This window comes from Bacillus sp. BPN334, assembly GCF_008368885.1.
GTDB classification, from domain to species: Bacteria; Bacillota; Bacilli; order Bacillales; family Bacillaceae_G; genus Bacillus_A; species Bacillus_A wiedmannii.
Map to the genome: position 1 here is coordinate 1 of NZ_QOZW01000009.1, position 17,483 is coordinate 17,483.

18 protein-coding genes are annotated in these 17,483 nt (G+C 36.9%); 15 read left to right on the top strand and 3 right to left on the bottom strand.

Annotated features, from left to right (window positions below; genetic code table 11):
* The 8 genes from DN393_RS14625 to uvrC all read left to right on the top strand — a co-directional run.
* On the top strand, window positions 1–479 hold a 479-nt coding region (locus DN393_RS14625; protein ID WP_472926286.1), incomplete at its 5' end, for a BclA C-terminal domain-containing protein.
* A 188-nt stretch (window positions 480–667) separates the two neighbouring features.
* Window positions 668–2,353, top strand: coding sequence for a long-chain-fatty-acid--CoA ligase (locus DN393_RS14630; protein ID WP_064474652.1), 1,686 nt, complete (start codon window positions 668–670; stop codon window positions 2,351–2,353).
* Between the two features lie 106 nt (window positions 2,354–2,459).
* Window positions 2,460–3,047, top strand: a complete 588-nt coding sequence (locus tag DN393_RS14635) for a TetR/AcrR family transcriptional regulator (protein WP_000742213.1) — start codon at window positions 2,460–2,462, stop codon at window positions 3,045–3,047.
* A gap of 11 nt (window positions 3,048–3,058) precedes the next feature.
* A complete protein-coding gene (locus tag DN393_RS14640) occupies window positions 3,059–3,835 on the top strand; it encodes an enoyl-CoA hydratase (RefSeq protein WP_088048045.1) in 777 nt (258 codons plus the stop codon).
* A gap of 77 nt (window positions 3,836–3,912) precedes the next feature.
* Window positions 3,913–4,686: an electron transfer flavoprotein subunit beta gene (etfB, locus tag DN393_RS14645; RefSeq protein WP_064474654.1), complete on the top strand. Its 774-nt coding sequence runs from the start codon at window positions 3,913–3,915 to the stop codon at window positions 4,684–4,686.
* A gap of 36 nt (window positions 4,687–4,722) precedes the next feature.
* Entirely contained in the window at window positions 4,723–5,700 is a 978-nt protein-coding gene (gene etfA / locus DN393_RS14650) for an electron transfer flavoprotein subunit alpha (RefSeq protein ID WP_000101967.1), read from the top strand.
* Between the two features lie 210 nt (window positions 5,701–5,910).
* A complete protein-coding gene (gene trxA / locus DN393_RS14655; protein ID WP_064474655.1) occupies window positions 5,911–6,225 on the top strand; it encodes a thioredoxin in 315 nt (104 codons plus the stop codon).
* 147 nt (window positions 6,226–6,372) lie between these two features.
* Complete coding sequence (uvrC, locus tag DN393_RS14660; protein ID WP_064474656.1) at window positions 6,373–8,157, top strand: excinuclease ABC subunit C; 1,785 nt, start codon at window positions 6,373–6,375, stop codon at window positions 8,155–8,157.
* 114 nt (window positions 8,158–8,271) lie between these two features.
* On the opposite strand, the gene DN393_RS14665 is transcribed toward uvrC, so the two are convergent.
* On the bottom strand, window positions 8,272–8,721 hold the full coding sequence (locus DN393_RS14665) for a YslB family protein (protein WP_064474657.1): 450 nt from the start codon (window positions 8,719–8,721) through the stop codon (window positions 8,272–8,274).
* A gap of 299 nt (window positions 8,722–9,020) precedes the next feature.
* Between DN393_RS14665 and sdhC the strand changes: the two genes are divergently transcribed.
* The 4 genes from sdhC to DN393_RS14685 all read left to right on the top strand — a co-directional run bounded on the left by sdhC (window position 9,021) and on the right by DN393_RS14685 (window position 12,748).
* Window positions 9,021–9,647 (top strand): succinate dehydrogenase cytochrome B558, encoded by a 627-nt coding sequence (gene sdhC / locus DN393_RS14670; RefSeq protein ID WP_000678353.1) that lies wholly within the window; start codon window positions 9,021–9,023, stop codon window positions 9,645–9,647.
* 13 nt (window positions 9,648–9,660) lie between these two features.
* A complete protein-coding gene (sdhA, locus tag DN393_RS14675) occupies window positions 9,661–11,454 on the top strand; it encodes a succinate dehydrogenase flavoprotein subunit (protein WP_061677094.1) in 1,794 nt (597 codons plus the stop codon).
* Window positions 11,447–12,208 carry a succinate dehydrogenase iron-sulfur subunit gene (sdhB, locus tag DN393_RS14680; protein ID WP_001291830.1) on the top strand — a complete coding sequence of 254 codons (762 nt, stop codon included), beginning with the start codon at window positions 11,447–11,449 and terminating at the stop codon, window positions 12,206–12,208. The genes sdhA and sdhB overlap by 8 nt, the downstream gene beginning before the upstream one ends.
* Window positions 12,209–12,301: 93 nt before the next feature.
* Window positions 12,302–12,748 (top strand): acyl-CoA thioesterase, encoded by a 447-nt coding sequence (locus tag DN393_RS14685; protein WP_064474658.1) that lies wholly within the window; start codon window positions 12,302–12,304, stop codon window positions 12,746–12,748.
* Between the two features lie 36 nt (window positions 12,749–12,784).
* Here the strand turns inward: DN393_RS14685 and DN393_RS14690 are convergent, their stop codons facing one another.
* The gene (locus DN393_RS14690) at window positions 12,785–13,564 is read right to left on the bottom strand and encodes a M15 family metallopeptidase (RefSeq protein ID WP_064474659.1); all 780 of its coding nucleotides are present in this window, start codon (window positions 13,562–13,564) and stop codon (window positions 12,785–12,787) included.
* Between the two features lie 264 nt (window positions 13,565–13,828).
* Here DN393_RS14690 and motA point away from each other — a divergent pair, with 264 nt between their 5' ends.
* Both motA and motB read left to right on the top strand, forming a co-directional pair.
* The gene (gene motA / locus DN393_RS14695) at window positions 13,829–14,623 is read left to right on the top strand and encodes a flagellar motor stator protein MotA (protein ID WP_064474660.1); all 795 of its coding nucleotides are present in this window, start codon (window positions 13,829–13,831) and stop codon (window positions 14,621–14,623) included.
* Complete coding sequence (motB, locus tag DN393_RS14700) at window positions 14,613–15,401, top strand: flagellar motor protein MotB (RefSeq protein WP_064474661.1); 789 nt, start codon at window positions 14,613–14,615, stop codon at window positions 15,399–15,401. The genes motA and motB overlap by 11 nt, the downstream gene beginning before the upstream one ends.
* Before the next feature lie 26 nt (window positions 15,402–15,427).
* Here motB and DN393_RS14705 read toward each other — a convergent pair whose 3' ends face one another.
* Window positions 15,428–16,255 carry a 5'-nucleotidase, lipoprotein e(P4) family gene (locus DN393_RS14705; protein ID WP_088048047.1) on the bottom strand — a complete coding sequence of 276 codons (828 nt, stop codon included), beginning with the start codon at window positions 16,253–16,255 and terminating at the stop codon, window positions 15,428–15,430.
* Window positions 16,256–16,597: 342 nt separating this feature from the next.
* Between DN393_RS14705 and DN393_RS14710 the strand changes: the two genes are divergently transcribed.
* Window positions 16,598–17,482, top strand: coding sequence for an ABC transporter ATP-binding protein (locus tag DN393_RS14710; protein ID WP_064474663.1), 885 nt, complete (start codon window positions 16,598–16,600; stop codon window positions 17,480–17,482).
* Window position 17,483 lies beyond the last annotated feature (1 nt).

Below are 17,483 nucleotides of genomic sequence, written 5' to 3' on the forward strand. Positions count from 1 at the left end.
GTTCAACGGGTCCGACGGGAATAACGGGAGCAACAGGAGCAACAGGAGAAACGGGGGCAACTGGCACCAGTATAACGGCAACATACGCTTTTGCAAATAATACATCGGGAACAGCGATATCGGTACTTCTTGGTGGAACGAATGTCCCGCTTCCGAATAATCAAAATATTGGTCCAGGTATTACTGTTTCTGGGGGGAATACAGTATTTACGGCTGCAAATGCTGGGAATTATTATATTTCATATACGATTAATATAACGGCTTCATTATTAGTCAGTTCGCGGATTACAATTAATGGAGCACCTCTTGCTGGAACGATCAATTCTCCTGCGTTAGCAACTACATCATTTAGTGCAACAATTATTACGACTCTTGCGGCTGGAAGTGCCATTAGTTTGCAACTATTTGGTTTGTTAGCTGTTGCAACGTTATCAACAACTACACCAGGAGCTGTGTTAACGATAATAAGATTAAGCTAAATAATAACTCTCTTATTCTTTTAAGATTAGGAGAGTTTATACATATAATAAGAAGTTAATGGAGTGAAGCATAGTTATATAAAAGTCAGAATATTATGATTGTAACGTTATGGCGACTATAATATAATGAAAACAACCATCATGAATGAACATTCATTTATTTTTATGTATTTGAAGGGGGAATGAAGGTGGAAAAACCATGGTTGAAAAGTTATCCAGAAGAAATTCCAAGTACGATTTCTTATGATATTCAGCCGCTTCATGGATATGTGGAACAGGTGGCTTCCCGTTATCCAGAAAAGAAAGCGCTTCACTTTTTAGGGAAGGATATTACATTTTCAGACTTCCACGATAAGGTGAAGAGGTTTGCAAATTATCTTCAAAAGCTCGGTGTGGAAAAGGGTGATCGAGTTGCTATTATGTTGCCGAACTGTCCGCAATCTGTAATTGGTTATTATGGTACATTACTTGCGGGAGGTATCGTAGTACAAACAAATCCACTATATACAGAAAGAGAATTAGAATACCAGCTTCATGACTCGGGAGCAAAAGTAATTCTTTGTCTCGATTTAGTGTTTCCAAGAGTAACGAATGTTCAATCTGCTACAAAAATTGAACATATTATCGTAACTCGGATTGCGGACTTTTTACCCTTCCCTAAAAATTTACTTTATCCATTTGTACAAAAAAAGCAGGCAAATCTTGTTGTGAATGTGTCGGAAAGCGAAACGATTCATCTATGGAAATCAGTAGAACGAGAAAGTAATGTTAATGTTGAAGTTCCTTGTGATCCTGAAAATGATCTAGCCCTTTTACAGTACACAGGAGGAACAACTGGATTTCCGAAAGGCGTTATGTTGACGCATAAAAACCTTGTTTCGAACACTTTAATGGGAGCTCATTGGCTATATAATTGTAAAGAAGGAGAAGAAGTAATTCTTGGTGTCCTTCCGTTCTTTCATGTATATGGGATGACAGCTGTAATGAATTTAAGTATTATGCAAGGATATAAAATGGTGCTGATTCCGAAGTTTGATATGAAAATGGTTTTTGAAGCGATAAAAAAACATAAAGTCACACTATTTCCAGGGGCACCGACCATTTATATTGCTCTATTAAATAGTCCCCTCTTAAAAGAATATGATATTTCTTCTATTCAAGCTTGTATTAGTGGATCTGCCCCGCTTCCTGTAGAAGTACAGGAAGAGTTTGAGAGAGTTACAGGTGGAAAATTGGTAGAAGGTTATGGATTAACGGAGTCGTCGCCAGTTACACATGGGAATTTTTTGTGGGAAAAACGTGTGCCAGGAAGTATTGGTGTGCCGTGGCCAGATACAGAGGCAAACATTATGTCACTTGAAACTGGAGAGGCTTTACCTCCGGGTGAAATTGGTGAAATTGTTGTAAAGGGTCCTCAAATTATGAAAGGGTATTGGAATAAGCCAGAAGAAACAGCAGCTGTATTACAAGACGGATGGCTTCATACAGGGGATGTTGGTTACATGGATGAAGATGGATTTTTCTATGTGAAAGATCGTAAGAAAGATATGATTGTTGCGAGTGGATTTAATGTGTATCCTCGTGAAGTAGAAGAAGTATTATATGAGCATGAAAAAGTGCAAGAAGTGGTGACGATTGGAGTTCCCGATCCGTACCGGGGAGAGACAGTTAAAGCATTTGTTGTGTTAAAAGAAGGTGCGGAGTGTTCTGAGGAAGAATTAAACCAGTTTGCGCGTAAATATTTAGCGGCTTATAAAGTGCCGAAAGTATATGAGTTTAGAGATGAACTGCCGAAAACGACAGTTGGAAAAATTTTACGCCGTGTCCTAATAGATGAAGAGAAAAGAAAAAATGAGGATGAGCAAACGGGCTAAGGCCCTTTCTTTTTGAAAAAATAGGATTGACACTTTTCTAAATAGTCAGTATTATAAGAATATGAATGACTATTCATTCAGTCATCTTCTTGAAGGGGACAGTAAAGTGAAGAAAAATAGACCGAAATACAATCAAATTATTGATGCGGCAGTCATTGTGATTGCGGAGAATGGGTACCACCAAGCGCAAGTTTCTAAAATAGCAAAGCAAGCTGGGGTAGCTGATGGCACGATTTATTTATATTTTAAAAATAAAGAAGATATATTAATATCCTTATTTCAAGAGAAGATGGGAGATTTTGTCGAAACAATTCGTCAAAAAACAGCAGGAATTGAAAGCGCTGTATCGAAGTTATTCATGTTGGTAGAAACGCACTTCTTGCTGTTATCACAAAATGATCCTCTTGCTATCGTTACGCAATTAGAGCTAAGACAGTCCAATCAAGACTTACGCCTTAAAATAAATGAAGTATTAAAAGGCTACTTACAAGTTATGGATGAGATTTTAGAGACAGGTATAAAGCAAGGTGAATTCCAAGCGGATTTAAATGTTCGCGTGGCAAGACAAATGATCTTTGGAACAGTAGATGAAGTTGTGACCAATTGGGTAATGAGCGATCATAAGTATGATCTGGTCGCACTTTCAAAAACGGTACATGGGCTACTTATTGCAGCTTGTGGTTATCGTCAATAATGGGAGGGATCATGTTGAAATTCCTATCTGTAAGAGTTGAAGATCATATCGCGGTGGCGACGTTAAATCATGCGCCGGCAAACGCGATGTCTTCACAAGTTATGCATGACGTTACTGAATTAATTGATCAAGTGGAGAAGGATGATAACATTCGTGTTGTTGTTATTCATGGTGAAGGGCGCTTCTTCTCGGCGGGAGCAGATATTAAAGAATTTACATCTGTTACTGAAGCGAAGCAAGCGACAGAATTAGCGCAGCTTGGACAAGTTACGTTTGAACGTGTTGAAAAATGTTCAAAACCAGTTATCGCGGCAATTCATGGAGCGGCACTTGGCGGCGGCCTTGAGTTTGCTATGTCTTGCCACATGCGCTTTACAACTGAAAGTGCAAAACTTGGTTTACCTGAATTAACACTTGGATTAATTCCTGGATTTGCAGGTACACAGCGATTACCACGTTATGTTGGGAAAGCGAAAGCTTGTGAAATGATGTTAACAAGTACACCGATTACAGGTGCAGAAGCATTAAAATGGGGACTTGTTAACGGAGTTTTTGCTGAAGAAACATTTTTAGATGATACGCTTAAAGTTGCAAAACAGATTGCTGGAAAAAGCCCAGCGACGACTCGTGCTGTACTAGAGTTATTGCAAACGACGAAATCGTCTCATTATTATGAAGGTGTACAACGCGAAGCTCAAATCTTTGGTGAAGTATTTACGGGTGAAGATGGAAGAGAAGGTGTAGCAGCGTTTTTAGAAAAACGTAAGCCTTCATTTAGTGGCAGGTAGTTCAATTATTTTTTAATATAAATTAACAGAAAATTAAAATTGATAGAATCTTTCTGAAAAACAAGGGGGTAAATGGAATGAACATCTACGTACTCATGAAACGAACATTTGATACAGAAGAAAAAATCGTAATTAAAAACGGTGCAATTTACGATGGCGAAGCGGAATTCATCATCAACCCTTACGACGAATATGCGATTGAAGAAGCAATTCAAGTAAGAGACGCACAAGGTGGCGAAGTTACTGTTGTAACAGTCGGTGGCGAAGATAGTGAGAAAGAACTTCGTACGGCATTAGCGATGGGCTGCGATAAAGCTGTATTAATTAATATTGAAGATGATGTGGAAAATGGTGACCAGTTCACGACAGCAAAAGTACTTGCTGAATATTTAAAAGATAAAAATGCAGATTTAATTTTAGGCGGTAACGTTGCAATTGATGGTGCATCTGGACAAGTTGGTCCACGCGTAGCAGAAGCGTTAAATATTCCGTACGTAACGACAATTACAAAACTTGAAATTGACGGTACAAACGTGAAGATTGAGCGTGATGTTGAAGGTGATACGGAAGTGATTGAAACTTCATTACCAGTTTTAGTAACAGCACAACAAGGTTTAAATGAACCTCGTTATCCATCGCTTCCAGGTATTATGAAAGCGAAGAAAAAGCCACTAGAAGAAGTAGAATTAGATGATTTAGATTTAGAAGAAGATGATGTGGAAGCAAAGACAAAAACAATTGAAATCTATTTGCCTCCTAAGAAAGATGCAGGAAAAGTGTTACAAGGCGAGCTGCAAGATCAAGTAAAAGAACTTGTATCGTTGCTCCATACAGAAGCGAAAGTAATCTAATAAAATACGAAATTATATATGCAGGAGGGAAAATCTATGGCTCGTAAAGTATTAGTAATGGGTGAAGTTCGTGATGGATCGCTACGTAACGTTTCGTTTGAAGCGGTAGCAGCAGCAAAAACAATTGCAGAAGGCGGTGAAGTAGTAGGTCTTCTAGTTGGAGACAGCGTTGCCTCTTTTGCAAATGAATTGATTCATTACGGTGCAGATCGCGTTGTGACAGTTGAAAATGATAAATTAAAATCATATACATCTGATGGGTATGCACAAGCATTTTCAGCTGTATATGCTGAAGAAAAGCCAGAAGGTATTGTATTTGGACATACAGCACTTGGTAAGGATTTATCACCAAAATTAGCAGCGAAGCTTGAAGCTGGTCTAGTTTCTGACGTAACTGCTTTAGATGTTGAAGGTGGAAATGTTATCTTTACTCGTCCAATTTACTCTGGTAAAGCGTTTGAGAAGAAGATTGTAACAGACGGTATCTTATTTGCGACAGTGCGTCCAAATAACATTGCGACGCTTGAAAAAGATGAGTCTCGCAGTGGTGACGTGTCTTCTATTACAGTAGATGTGAAAGATTTACGTACAATTATTCAAGATGTCGTCCGTAAGACGGCAGAAGGTGTTGACCTTTCTGAAGCGAAAGTTATTATCGCTGGTGGACGCGGTGTGAAGAGTGAAGAAGGATTCAAGCCATTAAAAGAGTTAGCTGACGTATTGGGCGGTGCTGTTGGAGCATCTCGTGGTGCTTGTGACGCTGAGTATTGCGATTACTCATTACAAATTGGTCAAACTGGTAAAGTTGTTACGCCAGACTTATACATTGCATGCGGTATTTCTGGTGCGATTCAGCATTTAGCTGGTATGTCTAACTCAAAAATAATCGTTGCGATTAATAAAGACCCAGAAGCAAGTATCTTCAAAGTAGCTGACTATGGTATTGTTGGCGATCTATTTGAAGTCTTACCTCTTTTAACAGAAGAGTTTAAAAAGTTAAAAGTACATTCATGATTTGAGTACCCTTGAGTTCCAAGTGAAGTACCCCTATATATAGAAAAGGTGAGAGATCCCCTGTCTCTCATCTTTTTAGTATTTAATCCGTATTTTTATATAGTATAAAGGAACACTTTTTTGTTACAATACATAACGATACATATTATTCGCCACGTATATAAGTTAATGATATACTCTTGGTAGAATATACTTGAAGGAGGAAATAAAATGGCAATTGTAAATGCAAATGACCAAAGCTTCGCAGCTGAAACTAGCGAAGGTGTTGTATTATTAGATTTCTGGGCACCTTGGTGTGGACCTTGTAAAATGATCGCTCCTGTATTAGAGGAAATTGATGCAGAACTAGGCGAAAAAGTAAGAGTAGTAAAAGTAGACGTGGATGAAAACCAAGAAACTGCTCGTCAATTCGAAGTAATGAGCATTCCAGCTCTTTTCGTATTAAAAGACGGTAAAGTAGTTGATCAAGCGTTAGGTTACAAACCGAAAGAAGCGTTAGTAGAATTAGTTTCTAAACACTTCTAAAATAAAGGGCTACCATTTGGTAGCCTTTTTTATTTTCCTTTTTTACACCTTTCCGTTACAATAAAGGAACGTATGTTGGGTGTTTTGGCATAGTATGTTTTCAGGTGAAAATAAAGATGCTAAGCATGTAGAAATGGAGGGTAACGAGTGCACGAACATTTAAAAGAAAAATTGGCTATTTTACCAGATCAACCTGGTTGTTATTTAATGAAAGATAAGCAAGGAACGGTTATATATGTCGGAAAGGCAAAAGTGCTTAAAAATCGTGTGCGCTCGTACTTTACTGGTTCGCATGATGGAAAAACACTGCGGCTTGTAGGAGAAATTGTAGATTTTGAATATATTGTAACCTCCTCAAATCTAGAGGCTCTCATTTTAGAGTTAAACTTAATAAAAAAACATGATCCAAAATATAATATTCAATTAAAAGATGATAAAACATATCCTTTTATTAAAATTACAGCTGAGAAACAGCCGCGATTACTTATTACGCGAAATGTAAAAAAGGATAAGGGAAAGTATTTTGGCCCCTATCCGAATGCACAATCAGCTCATGAAACGAAAAAACTGCTAGATCGTATGTATCCGCTTCGTAAGTGCTCAAATATGCCCGATAAAGTTTGTTTATATTATCATATGGGTCAATGTTTAGCACCTTGTGTGAAAGAAGTGACGGAAGAACAAAACAAAGAAATTGTAGATGAAATTATTAAGTTTTTAAATGGTGGGCATAAAGAAGTTCGTTCAGAATTAGAAACAAAGATGTATGAAGCTTCAGAGAAACTAGAATTTGAACGCGCAAAAGAGTTGCGGGATCAAATTGCGCATATTGATGCGATTATGGAAAAACAAAAGATGATTATGAGTGACTTAGTGGATCGTGATGTATTCGGGTATGCAGTTGATAAAGGATGGATGTGTGTTCAAGTTTTCTTCGTTCGAAAAGGAAAGCTAATTGAACGTGATGTTTCTATGTTTCCAATCTACGATGAACCAGAAGAGGGATTTTTAACATTTATCGGTCAATTTTATGAGAACAGCAGTCATTTTAAGCCGAAGGAAATTGTCGTTCCAGGAAGTATAGACTCAGAATTAGTAGAGCGCTTTTTAGAAGTTGAAGCGACACAGCCGAAACGTGGTAAGAAAAAAGATCTTGTAGAATTAGCAAATAAAAATGCGAAGATTGCTCTTGAAGAGAAATTCTACTTAATTGAACGTGATGAAGAGCGAACGATTAAAGCGGTAGATCATTTAGGGAAGCAGCTCGGGATTGAAACACCTTATCGTATTGAGGCGTTTGATAACTCGAATATTCAAGGGACAAATCCTGTTTCTGCAATGATTGCTTTTATCGATGGGAAACCAGCTAAGAAAGAATATAGGAAATATAAAATTAAAACGGTTCAAGGACCAGATGATTATGAGTCTATGAGAGAAGTTGTGAGACGCCGTTATACAAGGGCACTGAAAGAGAGCTTGCCTTTACCAGATTTAATCATTATTGATGGCGGAAAAGGTCATCTGGCGGCTGCAAGTGATATTCTAGAAAATGAACTCGGTTTATATATTCCGATGGCAGGGCTTGTAAAAGATGACAAACATAAAACCTCCCATTTAATTATTGGAGATCCACCTGAACCTGTGATGCTTGAGCGAAATAGCCAAGAATTTTATTTATTGCAGCGCATTCAAGATGAAGTGCATCGATTTGCGATTACATTTCATCGCCAATTACACGGGAAATCTGTTATTCAATCAGCACTGGATGATATTCCAGGAATCGGTGATAAACGGAAAAAGGTATTGTTAAAACATTTTGGTTCATTAAAGAAGATGAAAGAAGCTTCTTTAGCTGAATTTGTCGAAGCAGGTATGCCGAAAAATGTCGCGGAAACAATTTATACGTATTTAACAGATAAGAAGACGTTGTAGTTTACAACGTCTTCTGTTTTTTGGTATAATTTCTGAAGATTTAAAATAAATCTAACTGAATGAAAATACAAAAAAGTCAACTAAACTTATATGTCTAGTTGACTGTAGGTAATGCTACACTTCAATGAGATCTTTTATATCCCATTTCACAAGAAATGTAATAGAGTCTGAACGCTTTTTCTTTTCTTCATAGGACTCTGCAACGACGTTTCGTTGCTTTTGAATTTGTTCAGCGATGAATCCAGCTTCTAATTGATAAGAAGAATGTCTGTTTTGTTTTTGACGTTCAGCGATGAGTGTGCTTTTAAGTTGGAACTGCATTTCACGACGCTTATGTTCAATAATGCTTAAAGTGCCCCAGCCAGCTTTTTCAAAGAACTGAATGACTTCTTCAATTGTTTCTAGTGGATATTTTCTTGCAAGGTTTCTACCAGACCAGTATAAAATACCATCTAAATCGTTACCGATTAAATCAGGTAGTAATTCTTCACGTAGCAATTCATAAGCGAAGGCGTTCAATGAAACATCTTCTAAAGATGTTGTATCGATTGTATTTTTACTCACAATATTCCCCTCTTTCTATAGGGATTATTATATAACATTTTTCATTTATAAAAACAGATTTTTCTTTGGGGAAATCTGAATATATAAGAAGGGAAAAAGAATTGGCAAATTATATGCAAATTATGTATACGTTTTCTTGACGCTTCGACAAAAATAGGGGTAAAATGAACTTGTTATCAAATTATGCTGAAATATTTCGAATAATTTTTTCAGTTTTTCTTATGCCAATAGTGAAAAAACATTATTGTTGTAAATTAATCTGAAAACAGCAGTCAAACATTCAAGGGGGTAATGGGGACATGAAAGGCCGCGAGTATACGTTTCGTAAGTGGCACTCATTAATGGGGGTCATCCCGGTTGGTGTCTTTTTGACGCAACATCTAATTGTAAACAACTTTGCAACAAGAGGAGCAGAGGCTTTTAACAAAGCTGCAGGCTTTATGGAGCTCCTTCCATTCCGGTATGCGCTAGAAATTTTCATCATCTTTTTACCTATACTGTACCATGCTATATATGGCTTATATATTGCATTTACAGCTAAGAACAATGCGGTATCTTACGGTTATTTCCGTAACTGGATGTTCGTCTTCCAACGAATTTCAGGTATCGTTACGCTGATCTTCATTTCTTGGCACGTCTGGGAAACTCGTATTCAAGCATTGTTAGGTAAAGAGGTAAACTATGATATGATGGCAGATATTTTAAACAATCCAGCTATGTTTGCATTCTACTTAGTTGGTGTTGTTTCAACGATTTTCCACTTTGCAAATGGACTATGGACATTCTGCATAAGTTGGGGAATTACAGTATCTCCACGTTCACAAAGAATCTCTACTTATGTAACATTAGCTATTTTCTTAGGTCTATCTTATGTAGGTGTGAGTGCATTATTAGCGTTCATCGATCCACAGCTAGCAAACCAGTAAGGAGTGGGAGAGCATGAAAGGGAAACTTATAGTAGTCGGCGGTGGCTTGGCCGGCTTAATGGCAACGATTAAAGCGGCAGAAGCAGGAGTAAATGTTGAACTATTTTCTTTAGTACCAGTAAAACGTTCACATTCTGTATGTGCCCAAGGTGGAATTAACGGTGCCGTAAATACGAAAGGTGAAGGGGATTCTCCATGGATCCACTTTGACGATACAATTTATGGTGGGGACTTCTTAGCGAACCAACCGCCAGTTAAAGCAATGTGTGAAGCAGCACCTGGTATCATTCATTTAATGGACCGTATGGGTGTTATGTTCAACCGTACGGAAGAAGGACTTCTTGATTTCCGTCGTTTTGGTGGAACACAACATCACCGTACAGCATTTGCTGGTGCAACAACTGGACAGCAATTACTATACGCATTAGATGAGCAAGTACGTCGTCACGAAGTAGCAGGACTTGTAACGAAATATGAAGGTTGGGATTTCTTACGAGCTGTTGTTGATGACGAAGGTGTGTGCCGAGGAATCGTTGCACAAGACTTACAAACAATGGAGATTAAAAGTTTCCAAGCTGATGCCGTGATTATGGCAACAGGGGGCCCTGGTATCATCTTTGGAAAATCAACTAACTCTATTATTAATACAGGTACAGCAGCTTCTGCTGTATATCAACAAGGCGCATATTATGCAAACGGCGAGTTCATTCAAATTCATCCAACGGCAATTCCTGGAGACGATAAATTACGTCTTATGAGTGAATCTGCACGTGGTGAAGGTGGCCGTGTTTGGACATATAAAGATGGTAAACCATGGTACTTCCTAGAAGAAAAATATCCGGCTTACGGAAACCTTGTACCTCGTGATATTGCAACGCGTGAAATCTTTGACGTTTGCGTAGAGCAAAAACTAGGTATTAACGGTGAAAACATGGTGTACTTAGATCTTTCTCATAAAGATCCGAAAGAACTAGATATTAAACTTGGTGGAATTATTGAAATCTATGAGAAGTTTACAGGTGATGATCCTCGTAAACTACCAATGAAAATCTTCCCAGCAGTTCACTATTCAATGGGCGGACTATGGGTTGATTATAAGCAGATGACAAGTATTCCAGGTTTATTTGCAGCAGGTGAGTGTGATTATTCTATGCACGGTGGTAACCGTCTAGGTGCGAACTCACTATTATCAGCAATTTACGGTGGTATGGTAGCAGGACCGAACGCGATTGAGTATATGAAAGGTCTTTCTAAATCGTCTGATGCTGTTTCATCTACTGTATATGAGCAAAATGAATTAATCGAAACAGAGAAATTTAACAATATTTTAACGCTTGATGGTAACGAAAATGCATATGTTCTTCATAAAGAGCTTGGAGAATGGATGACAGATAACGTTACAGTAGTTCGTGAAAATAAAAAGCTACTAGAAACTGATGCGAAAATTGAAGAGTTAATGGCGCGTTACAAACGCATTAACATTAACGATACAGCGAGATGGAGTAACCAAGGTGCTTCATTTACACGCCAACTTGCAAATATGTTTGAGTTAGCGCGTGTTATTACAATTGGAGCGTATAACCGTAATGAGAGCCGCGGGGCGCATTACAAACCTGAATTCCCAAATCGTGATGATGCAAACTTCTTAAAAACTACGATGGCGAAATTTGAGGGAGAAGGAAAAGCACCAGCATTCCATTACGAAGAAGTGGATGTTTCATTAATTAAACCACGTAAACGTGACTATTCCTCAAAACATGATGTAGCTGCTAAGGGTGAAGAGAAGGGGGATAAGCAACATGTCTGAGAAAACAATCCGCCTCATCATTACGAGACAAGATGGACCAGATGCACAAGAGTTTGACCAAGAGTTTGAAATCCCATATCGTCCAAATATGAACATTATTTCGGCACTGATGGAAATTCGTCGTAATCCTGTTGATTCAAAAGGAAACCAGACGACTCCGATTGCATGGGATATGAACTGTTTAGAGGAAGTATGTGGCGCATGTTCGATGGTGATTAACGGAAAACCACGTCAATCATGTACAGCTCTTATTGATCAGTTAGAACAACCAATTCGCTTAAAGCCGATGAAGACATTCCCAGTTGTACGTGATTTACAAGTTGACCGTAGTCGCATGTTTAACGCTCTAAAACGCGTTAAAGCTTGGATTCCAATTGATGGAACGTATGACTTAGGACCAGGACCAAGAATGCCTGAGAAGAAACGTCAATGGGCTTATGAGCTTTCAAAATGTATGACATGTGGTGTTTGCTTAGAATCATGTCCAAACGTAAATAGTAAATCTGACTTTATTGGACCAGCACCGTTATCACAAGCTCGTTTATTCAACTCACATCCGACGGGTGAAATGCATAAAGCAGATCGCTTACGTGCAATTATGGGAGATGGAGGACTTGCAAACTGTGGTAACTCTCAAAACTGTGTGCAATCATGTCCAAAGGGTATTCCATTAACAACTTCAATTGCGGCATTAAATCGTGATACAACAATTCAATCGTTTAAAGATTTCTTTGGTAGCGACAATAACTATTAATAAATATTGCCTCTTCATGTTGAAGAGGCAATATTTATAACTTTATTTTTCTGTTTATTCTGTTTATTTTAAGGGCGAAAAGGAGAGGGAATAATGAAGAGGATTTCTTATATTGAAGACTTTGAGCAATGGGAAAGTGGTTTTTCATTTTACAATCCTGTAAAAGTTCGTTTTGGTGAAGTAGATATGTTTGGGCATGTAAATAATGTCGTTGCCTTTACTTATTTTGAAGAAGCACGTATCGCATTGTTTAAAGAACTTGGATTTATGCAAGAATGGACGCATGAATCTTCAGAAACGATGATCGTTGTTGCAGATTTACAATGTAATTTTATTAAGCAAATATATTTTGATGAACAGTTGAAGGTATATGTAAAAGCGGGATCGGTTGGGAATTCTTCTTTAGATTTGCATTATATGGTGAAGAATGCAGAAGGAGAAGCTTGTTTAGTCGGTCGTGGAATGATGGTTCAAGCATCGAAAAAAACGGGAAGAGGTGAACCGTGGCCTGAAGAGTGGAAGAAAAAATTACTACAATAATAGAGTAAAAGAAAAATAAGAGAGCAATTTGCTCTCTTATTTTTTGTCTTTCATTGCTTCTTCTAATGTTAAATGATGTTTATATATGTATGTAGCGTATGGATTACCAACGTAGCGCAAATGCCACGGTTCATATGAATATTCTGTTGTTTCTGTTTTATCTTCTAAATAACGAATGACAAAGCCAAATTCATGGGCATGTTTTGCAACCCATTTTCCTTCGGCTGTCTCTCCAAAAATAGGCTCTAATTGGAATTTAGCAGATTTTGAACTAATATCCATTGCTAAACCAGTTTGATGTTCACTCGTACCAGGAATGGCACTTACTGAATCAGCTTCAGCTTTTCCTTGACGTCTAACGTACGTATCATGTAATGATTTTTGGCGTTTGTATGAACGATAACCAGATACAGCTGTAAGTTCAAGTCCTTCTTTCTTTGCCGCTTCAAACATATTTTCAAGCGCATCTGCAGCATCTTTACGCAGTAGCGTTTTTTCTTTATCTTTTGGACTAGTAAATGGTACATTTGGTCTTGTTAAGTCTTCAGGCGTGTATCCGTCTGGTAATTTACGATGTTTATTAACTAATACAAGATTAGATTCTGGATTTGTTACAACGAAAAAATTATTGTCTAGTTTCTTTGCATTATGATCAGCTTTAGGAAAAGCAGGAATCTCTTCTTTTTGATGGTTACTATGTTTTTGATTTTCGACAGCTTTCGCCTCATTTTGTAGTGGCGATTTAGAACCGAAATAAGCGAAAGATGTGATACCGATTACAATAGTAGCGGCAGAAATAATGATTATTTTTTTCATGATACCTTGTAATCACAGTCCTTTCTTAATAAAATATGTATCGTTTTTATTATAAGTCTAGTTTGTTGAAAAAGAAATATAAGAGTCATAACGTAATAGAAATGCAAAGAAAATGTCAGAAAATGTGTAAAAATGTAGTATTTTTTTATTTAATTCATTTCTTATCTTTCATGAAATGAATTTTTTATGTAATATATATACATAAGAAGATGTAGCGATTATCGAGAATGAAGAACTTCTTGTATAGACTAGGAGTGAATGGGAATGGATTTTGCAACAATTATTGGGCTTATTTTAGGATTTGTAGCGGTAGTAGTAGGGATGGTCGTCAAGGGCGCTGACGTAACATCCTTATTGAATCCTGCCGCAGCATTAATTATTTTTATCGGTACATTTGCTGCAGTATGTATAGCATTTCCGATGAATCAACTAAAAAGGGTTCCAAAATTATTTAAAGTTCTTTTTGGTTCAAATAAAAAGGATTTAAGTTATGAACAGTTGCTAGAATTATTTGTTCATTGGACATCAGAAAGTAGAAAATACGGTATTTTGTCTTTAGAGCAACAATTAGACAAAATTCAAGATGAATTTCTTTTGCGTGGTATGAAATTTGTGATTGATGGCGTATCCGCAGAAGATTTAGAACAAATTTTAGAAGCTGAATTAGAAGCAATTGAAGAAAGGCATGCAAAAGGAGCAGCAATTTTTTCTCAAGCTGGTACATATGCACCGACATTAGGAGTTTTAGGTGCTGTTATTGGTCTTGTAGCTGCGCTTGGTAATTTAACTGATATTGAAAAGTTAGGACATGCTATTTCAGGTGCGTTTATTGCAACGATTTTTGGTATTTTTTCAGGTTATGTATTATGGCATCCATTTGCAAATAAGTTAAAACAAAAATCTGCAGCTGAAATCGAGAAAAAACGTTTAATCATTGATTGTTTATTAATGTTACAAGAAGGTACATATCCGTTTATTATGAAGAACCGCATTTTAGGTTCACTTTCTGCAACTGAGCGTAAAAAGCTAGAACAAGGAGCAGAAAAAAATGCGGAGTAAGAAAAATAGAAGAGGCAAAAAGAAAAAACATGATGAGCATATCGACGAAACTTGGTTAATTCCATATTCAGATATGTTAACGTTGTTATTTGCATTGTTCATCGTTTTATTCGCAATGAGTAGTATAGATGCTGCGAAGTTTAAACAGATGGCAGTTGCTTTTCGAAGTGAATTAGCCGGTGGAACAGGTAACAAAGAATTTTTAAGTGATCAAAAGCCAAATGATGAAAAAGAATTATCAGCAAGTAGCCTTGAGGCAGAACAAGCAAAAAAACAAGAAGAAGCTAGAGCGAAAGAAAAAAAAGAGATGGATGAATTGAAAGCATTACAAAAAAAGATTGATCAATATATTAATGAAAAACAATTATCCTCTTCTTTTCAAACTAAATTAACTGAAAAGGGATTAATGGTGACAATATTAGAGAATATACTGTTTGATTCGGGGAAAGCAGATGTGAAATTAGAATCTTTAGGGATTGCAAAAGAGATGTCTAGCTTACTTGTTTCAGCGTCACCTCGTGAAATTACAGTATCGGGTCATACGGATAATGTCCCTATTGCCAATGCGCAGTTTGCGTCGAACTGGGAATTAAGTACGCAGCGGGCAGTTAATTTTATGCAAGTATTACTGCAAAATAAAGAATTACAACCAGAAAAATTTAGTGCGATTGGTTACGGAGAATACCGTTCGATTGCTCCAAACGATACACAAGAAGGAAAGGCTAAGAATAGACGTGTGGAAGTATTTATCTTGCCTTTAACAGAGAAAGAAAAATAAAAGAGGATGGCGAATGCCATCCTCTTTTATTTTTCTTCAAATGATTTTAAGTTGTCGCGACGGACTTTATCTTTTTCTGCATCTGACTTTTTGAAATCATAATCATATAAAGCGCCTTCCCAATCACCGTACATTGGATTAGGGAAAATAATAAATTTCTCACCAAATTGTGCTTTTGAATCTGCAACTGTTTGATTGCGATCTTTTACAGATTTCCCATCAAAACCTGTGAAATCAGATAAGTTATCACCGAAGAATAAGACGATATCATGTGTTTGAGAAACGAGTTCACGGCGTTTTTCTTTTCCTTTTTCTTTCGGATCTTGTAGTAATATATGTTCTTTCGTTGCTTGAGGAGCACCTACACGCTCAAGATTTTTAATTGTTGCATCTAGTTGGTTCGTTTTACGATTTGAGATGTAGTAAATATCTACACCTTTAGATTCCGTATATTTTAAGAAATCAATTGCGCCTGGAAGGGCTTCAGCTTCAGCCTTATTAATCCAATCATCCCATTTGTAAGGATAGCCTTTTCCTGTTTTTACGCTCATTGCTTGATGAGGGCTGTTGTCTAAAACAGTTTCGTCTAAATCAAGTACGATAGCAGGCTTTTTCTCTGTCCCTTTTGCAAGAGCTGCATCAAGCTTCAATTGACCGATATTGTACCCTTGGTAGTAAAGTGCTTTCGTTTCACCGGCTGTTTGATACCATAAATCAGCCATTAATTGCTGTTCTGTTAATTTTACTTTTTCTTCTTTTGCCACTGTTTTCTCTGGTGTTCCTGAACATGCTACAAGCGATGTAGATAGAACTGCTACAGATAATAAAGTGGTAATACCCCTCTTCATCTTCATATGTATCCTCCTTGATGTTAGAAAATCATCTTATATTATATATTAAAATATAAAAATTTTTTATGAACATTTGCATATTGTCTTTTGTATATATAGTAGTATGTCCTATATTAGAAAGATGAGAAAAATGATGGAAATCATTTTGACAACTTTTATTGTCTTAATGACAATTATAATTGACAAACGAAATGATATTATTTACAATTTTAACTAAATAGAACAAATGATGGATTAAGGAGATGTTACATACTAAGAGGATGAAGTGTAGTGCTATATTTTATCCTGAATAAACATAGTCTTTGAAAGAGAGTATGAATGATATTAAAGGGGAGGCTTTATACTTTGAGTTTACAAATTCAAAACTTAACGAAACTATTTGGGGAATCAAAAGCAGTGAACGGTTTGCAAATTTCGTTACCAAAAGGTGAAGTACTAGGATTACTTGGACGAAATGGTGCAGGGAAAACAACGACAATCAAAATGCTTCTCGGATTATTAACGCCTAATGAAGGCTCTATTACATGGGATGGAAAATCATTTGGGACTAGTGGGGTAACAATTGGTTATTTACCAGAAGAAAGAGGTTTATATACAAAAAGTAGAGTAATAGACCAGTTGCGATATTTTGGTAGATTAGAAGGAATGACGAAAAAAGAAGTAGATCTTGCTATTGATCACTGGTTAGAGCGATTAGCGATACCAGAATATAAATTTAAAACGGCAGGAGAGCTTTCAAAAGGAAATCAGCAAAAAATCCAATTAATTGCTGCTCTTCTTCATAATCCTGAACTTCTCATTTTAGATGAACCATTTAGTGGACTGGATCCAGTTAATGCTGGAATGTTAGCTAGCATTATTGAAGAACAAGTACAGAGCGGAAAGACAATTATTTTATCCAGTCATCGTATGGAACAAGTAGAGGCTTTTTGCCAACATGTATGTATTTTGAAAAAAGGCGAAGCAGTCGTAAAAGGCCAGTTAAGTGATATTAAAAAAGAATACGGTTTCCGCAATTTAACGATTGAAGATATAGAAGAGAATGCGAAGGGATTAGAAGCTATTCATGTATCGTATGAAAAACAACAAGGCCTTCTTTATGTGCAAGTACAAGATGATGCAGAAGCTCTAAAGATTTTACAACAATTGCAAGAACAAGGTGTTACCTTACGACAATTTAAAATGTTAGAGCCGACGTTAAACGAAATCTTTGTAGAGAGGGCGAAATAAC

What these genes read in the sequence shown, in the direction of transcription:
- DN393_RS14640 (WP_088048045.1), top strand. Translation starts at nt 3,059, where the DNA reads ATGTTGAAATTCCTATCTGTAAGAGTTGAAGATCATATCGCGGTGGCG.
- etfB (WP_064474654.1), top strand. Translation starts at nt 3,913, where the DNA reads ATGAACATCTACGTACTCATGAAACGAACATTTGATACAGAAGAAAAA.
- etfA (WP_000101967.1), top strand. Translation starts at nt 4,723, where the DNA reads ATGGCTCGTAAAGTATTAGTAATGGGTGAAGTTCGTGATGGATCGCTA.
- trxA (WP_064474655.1), top strand. Translation starts at nt 5,911, where the DNA reads ATGGCAATTGTAAATGCAAATGACCAAAGCTTCGCAGCTGAAACTAGC.
- sdhC (WP_000678353.1), top strand. Translation starts at nt 9,021, where the DNA reads ATGAAAGGCCGCGAGTATACGTTTCGTAAGTGGCACTCATTAATGGGG.
- sdhA (WP_061677094.1), top strand. Translation starts at nt 9,661, where the DNA reads ATGAAAGGGAAACTTATAGTAGTCGGCGGTGGCTTGGCCGGCTTAATG.
- sdhB (WP_001291830.1), top strand. Translation starts at nt 11,447, where the DNA reads ATGTCTGAGAAAACAATCCGCCTCATCATTACGAGACAAGATGGACCA.
- DN393_RS14685 (WP_064474658.1), top strand. Translation starts at nt 12,302, where the DNA reads ATGAAGAGGATTTCTTATATTGAAGACTTTGAGCAATGGGAAAGTGGT.
- DN393_RS14690 (WP_064474659.1), bottom strand. Translation starts at nt 13,564, where the DNA reads ATGAAAAAAATAATCATTATTTCTGCCGCTACTATTGTAATCGGTATC.
- motA (WP_064474660.1), top strand. Translation starts at nt 13,829, where the DNA reads ATGGATTTTGCAACAATTATTGGGCTTATTTTAGGATTTGTAGCGGTA.
- motB (WP_064474661.1), top strand. Translation starts at nt 14,613, where the DNA reads ATGCGGAGTAAGAAAAATAGAAGAGGCAAAAAGAAAAAACATGATGAG.
- DN393_RS14705 (WP_088048047.1), bottom strand. Translation starts at nt 16,255, where the DNA reads ATGAAGATGAAGAGGGGTATTACCACTTTATTATCTGTAGCAGTTCTA.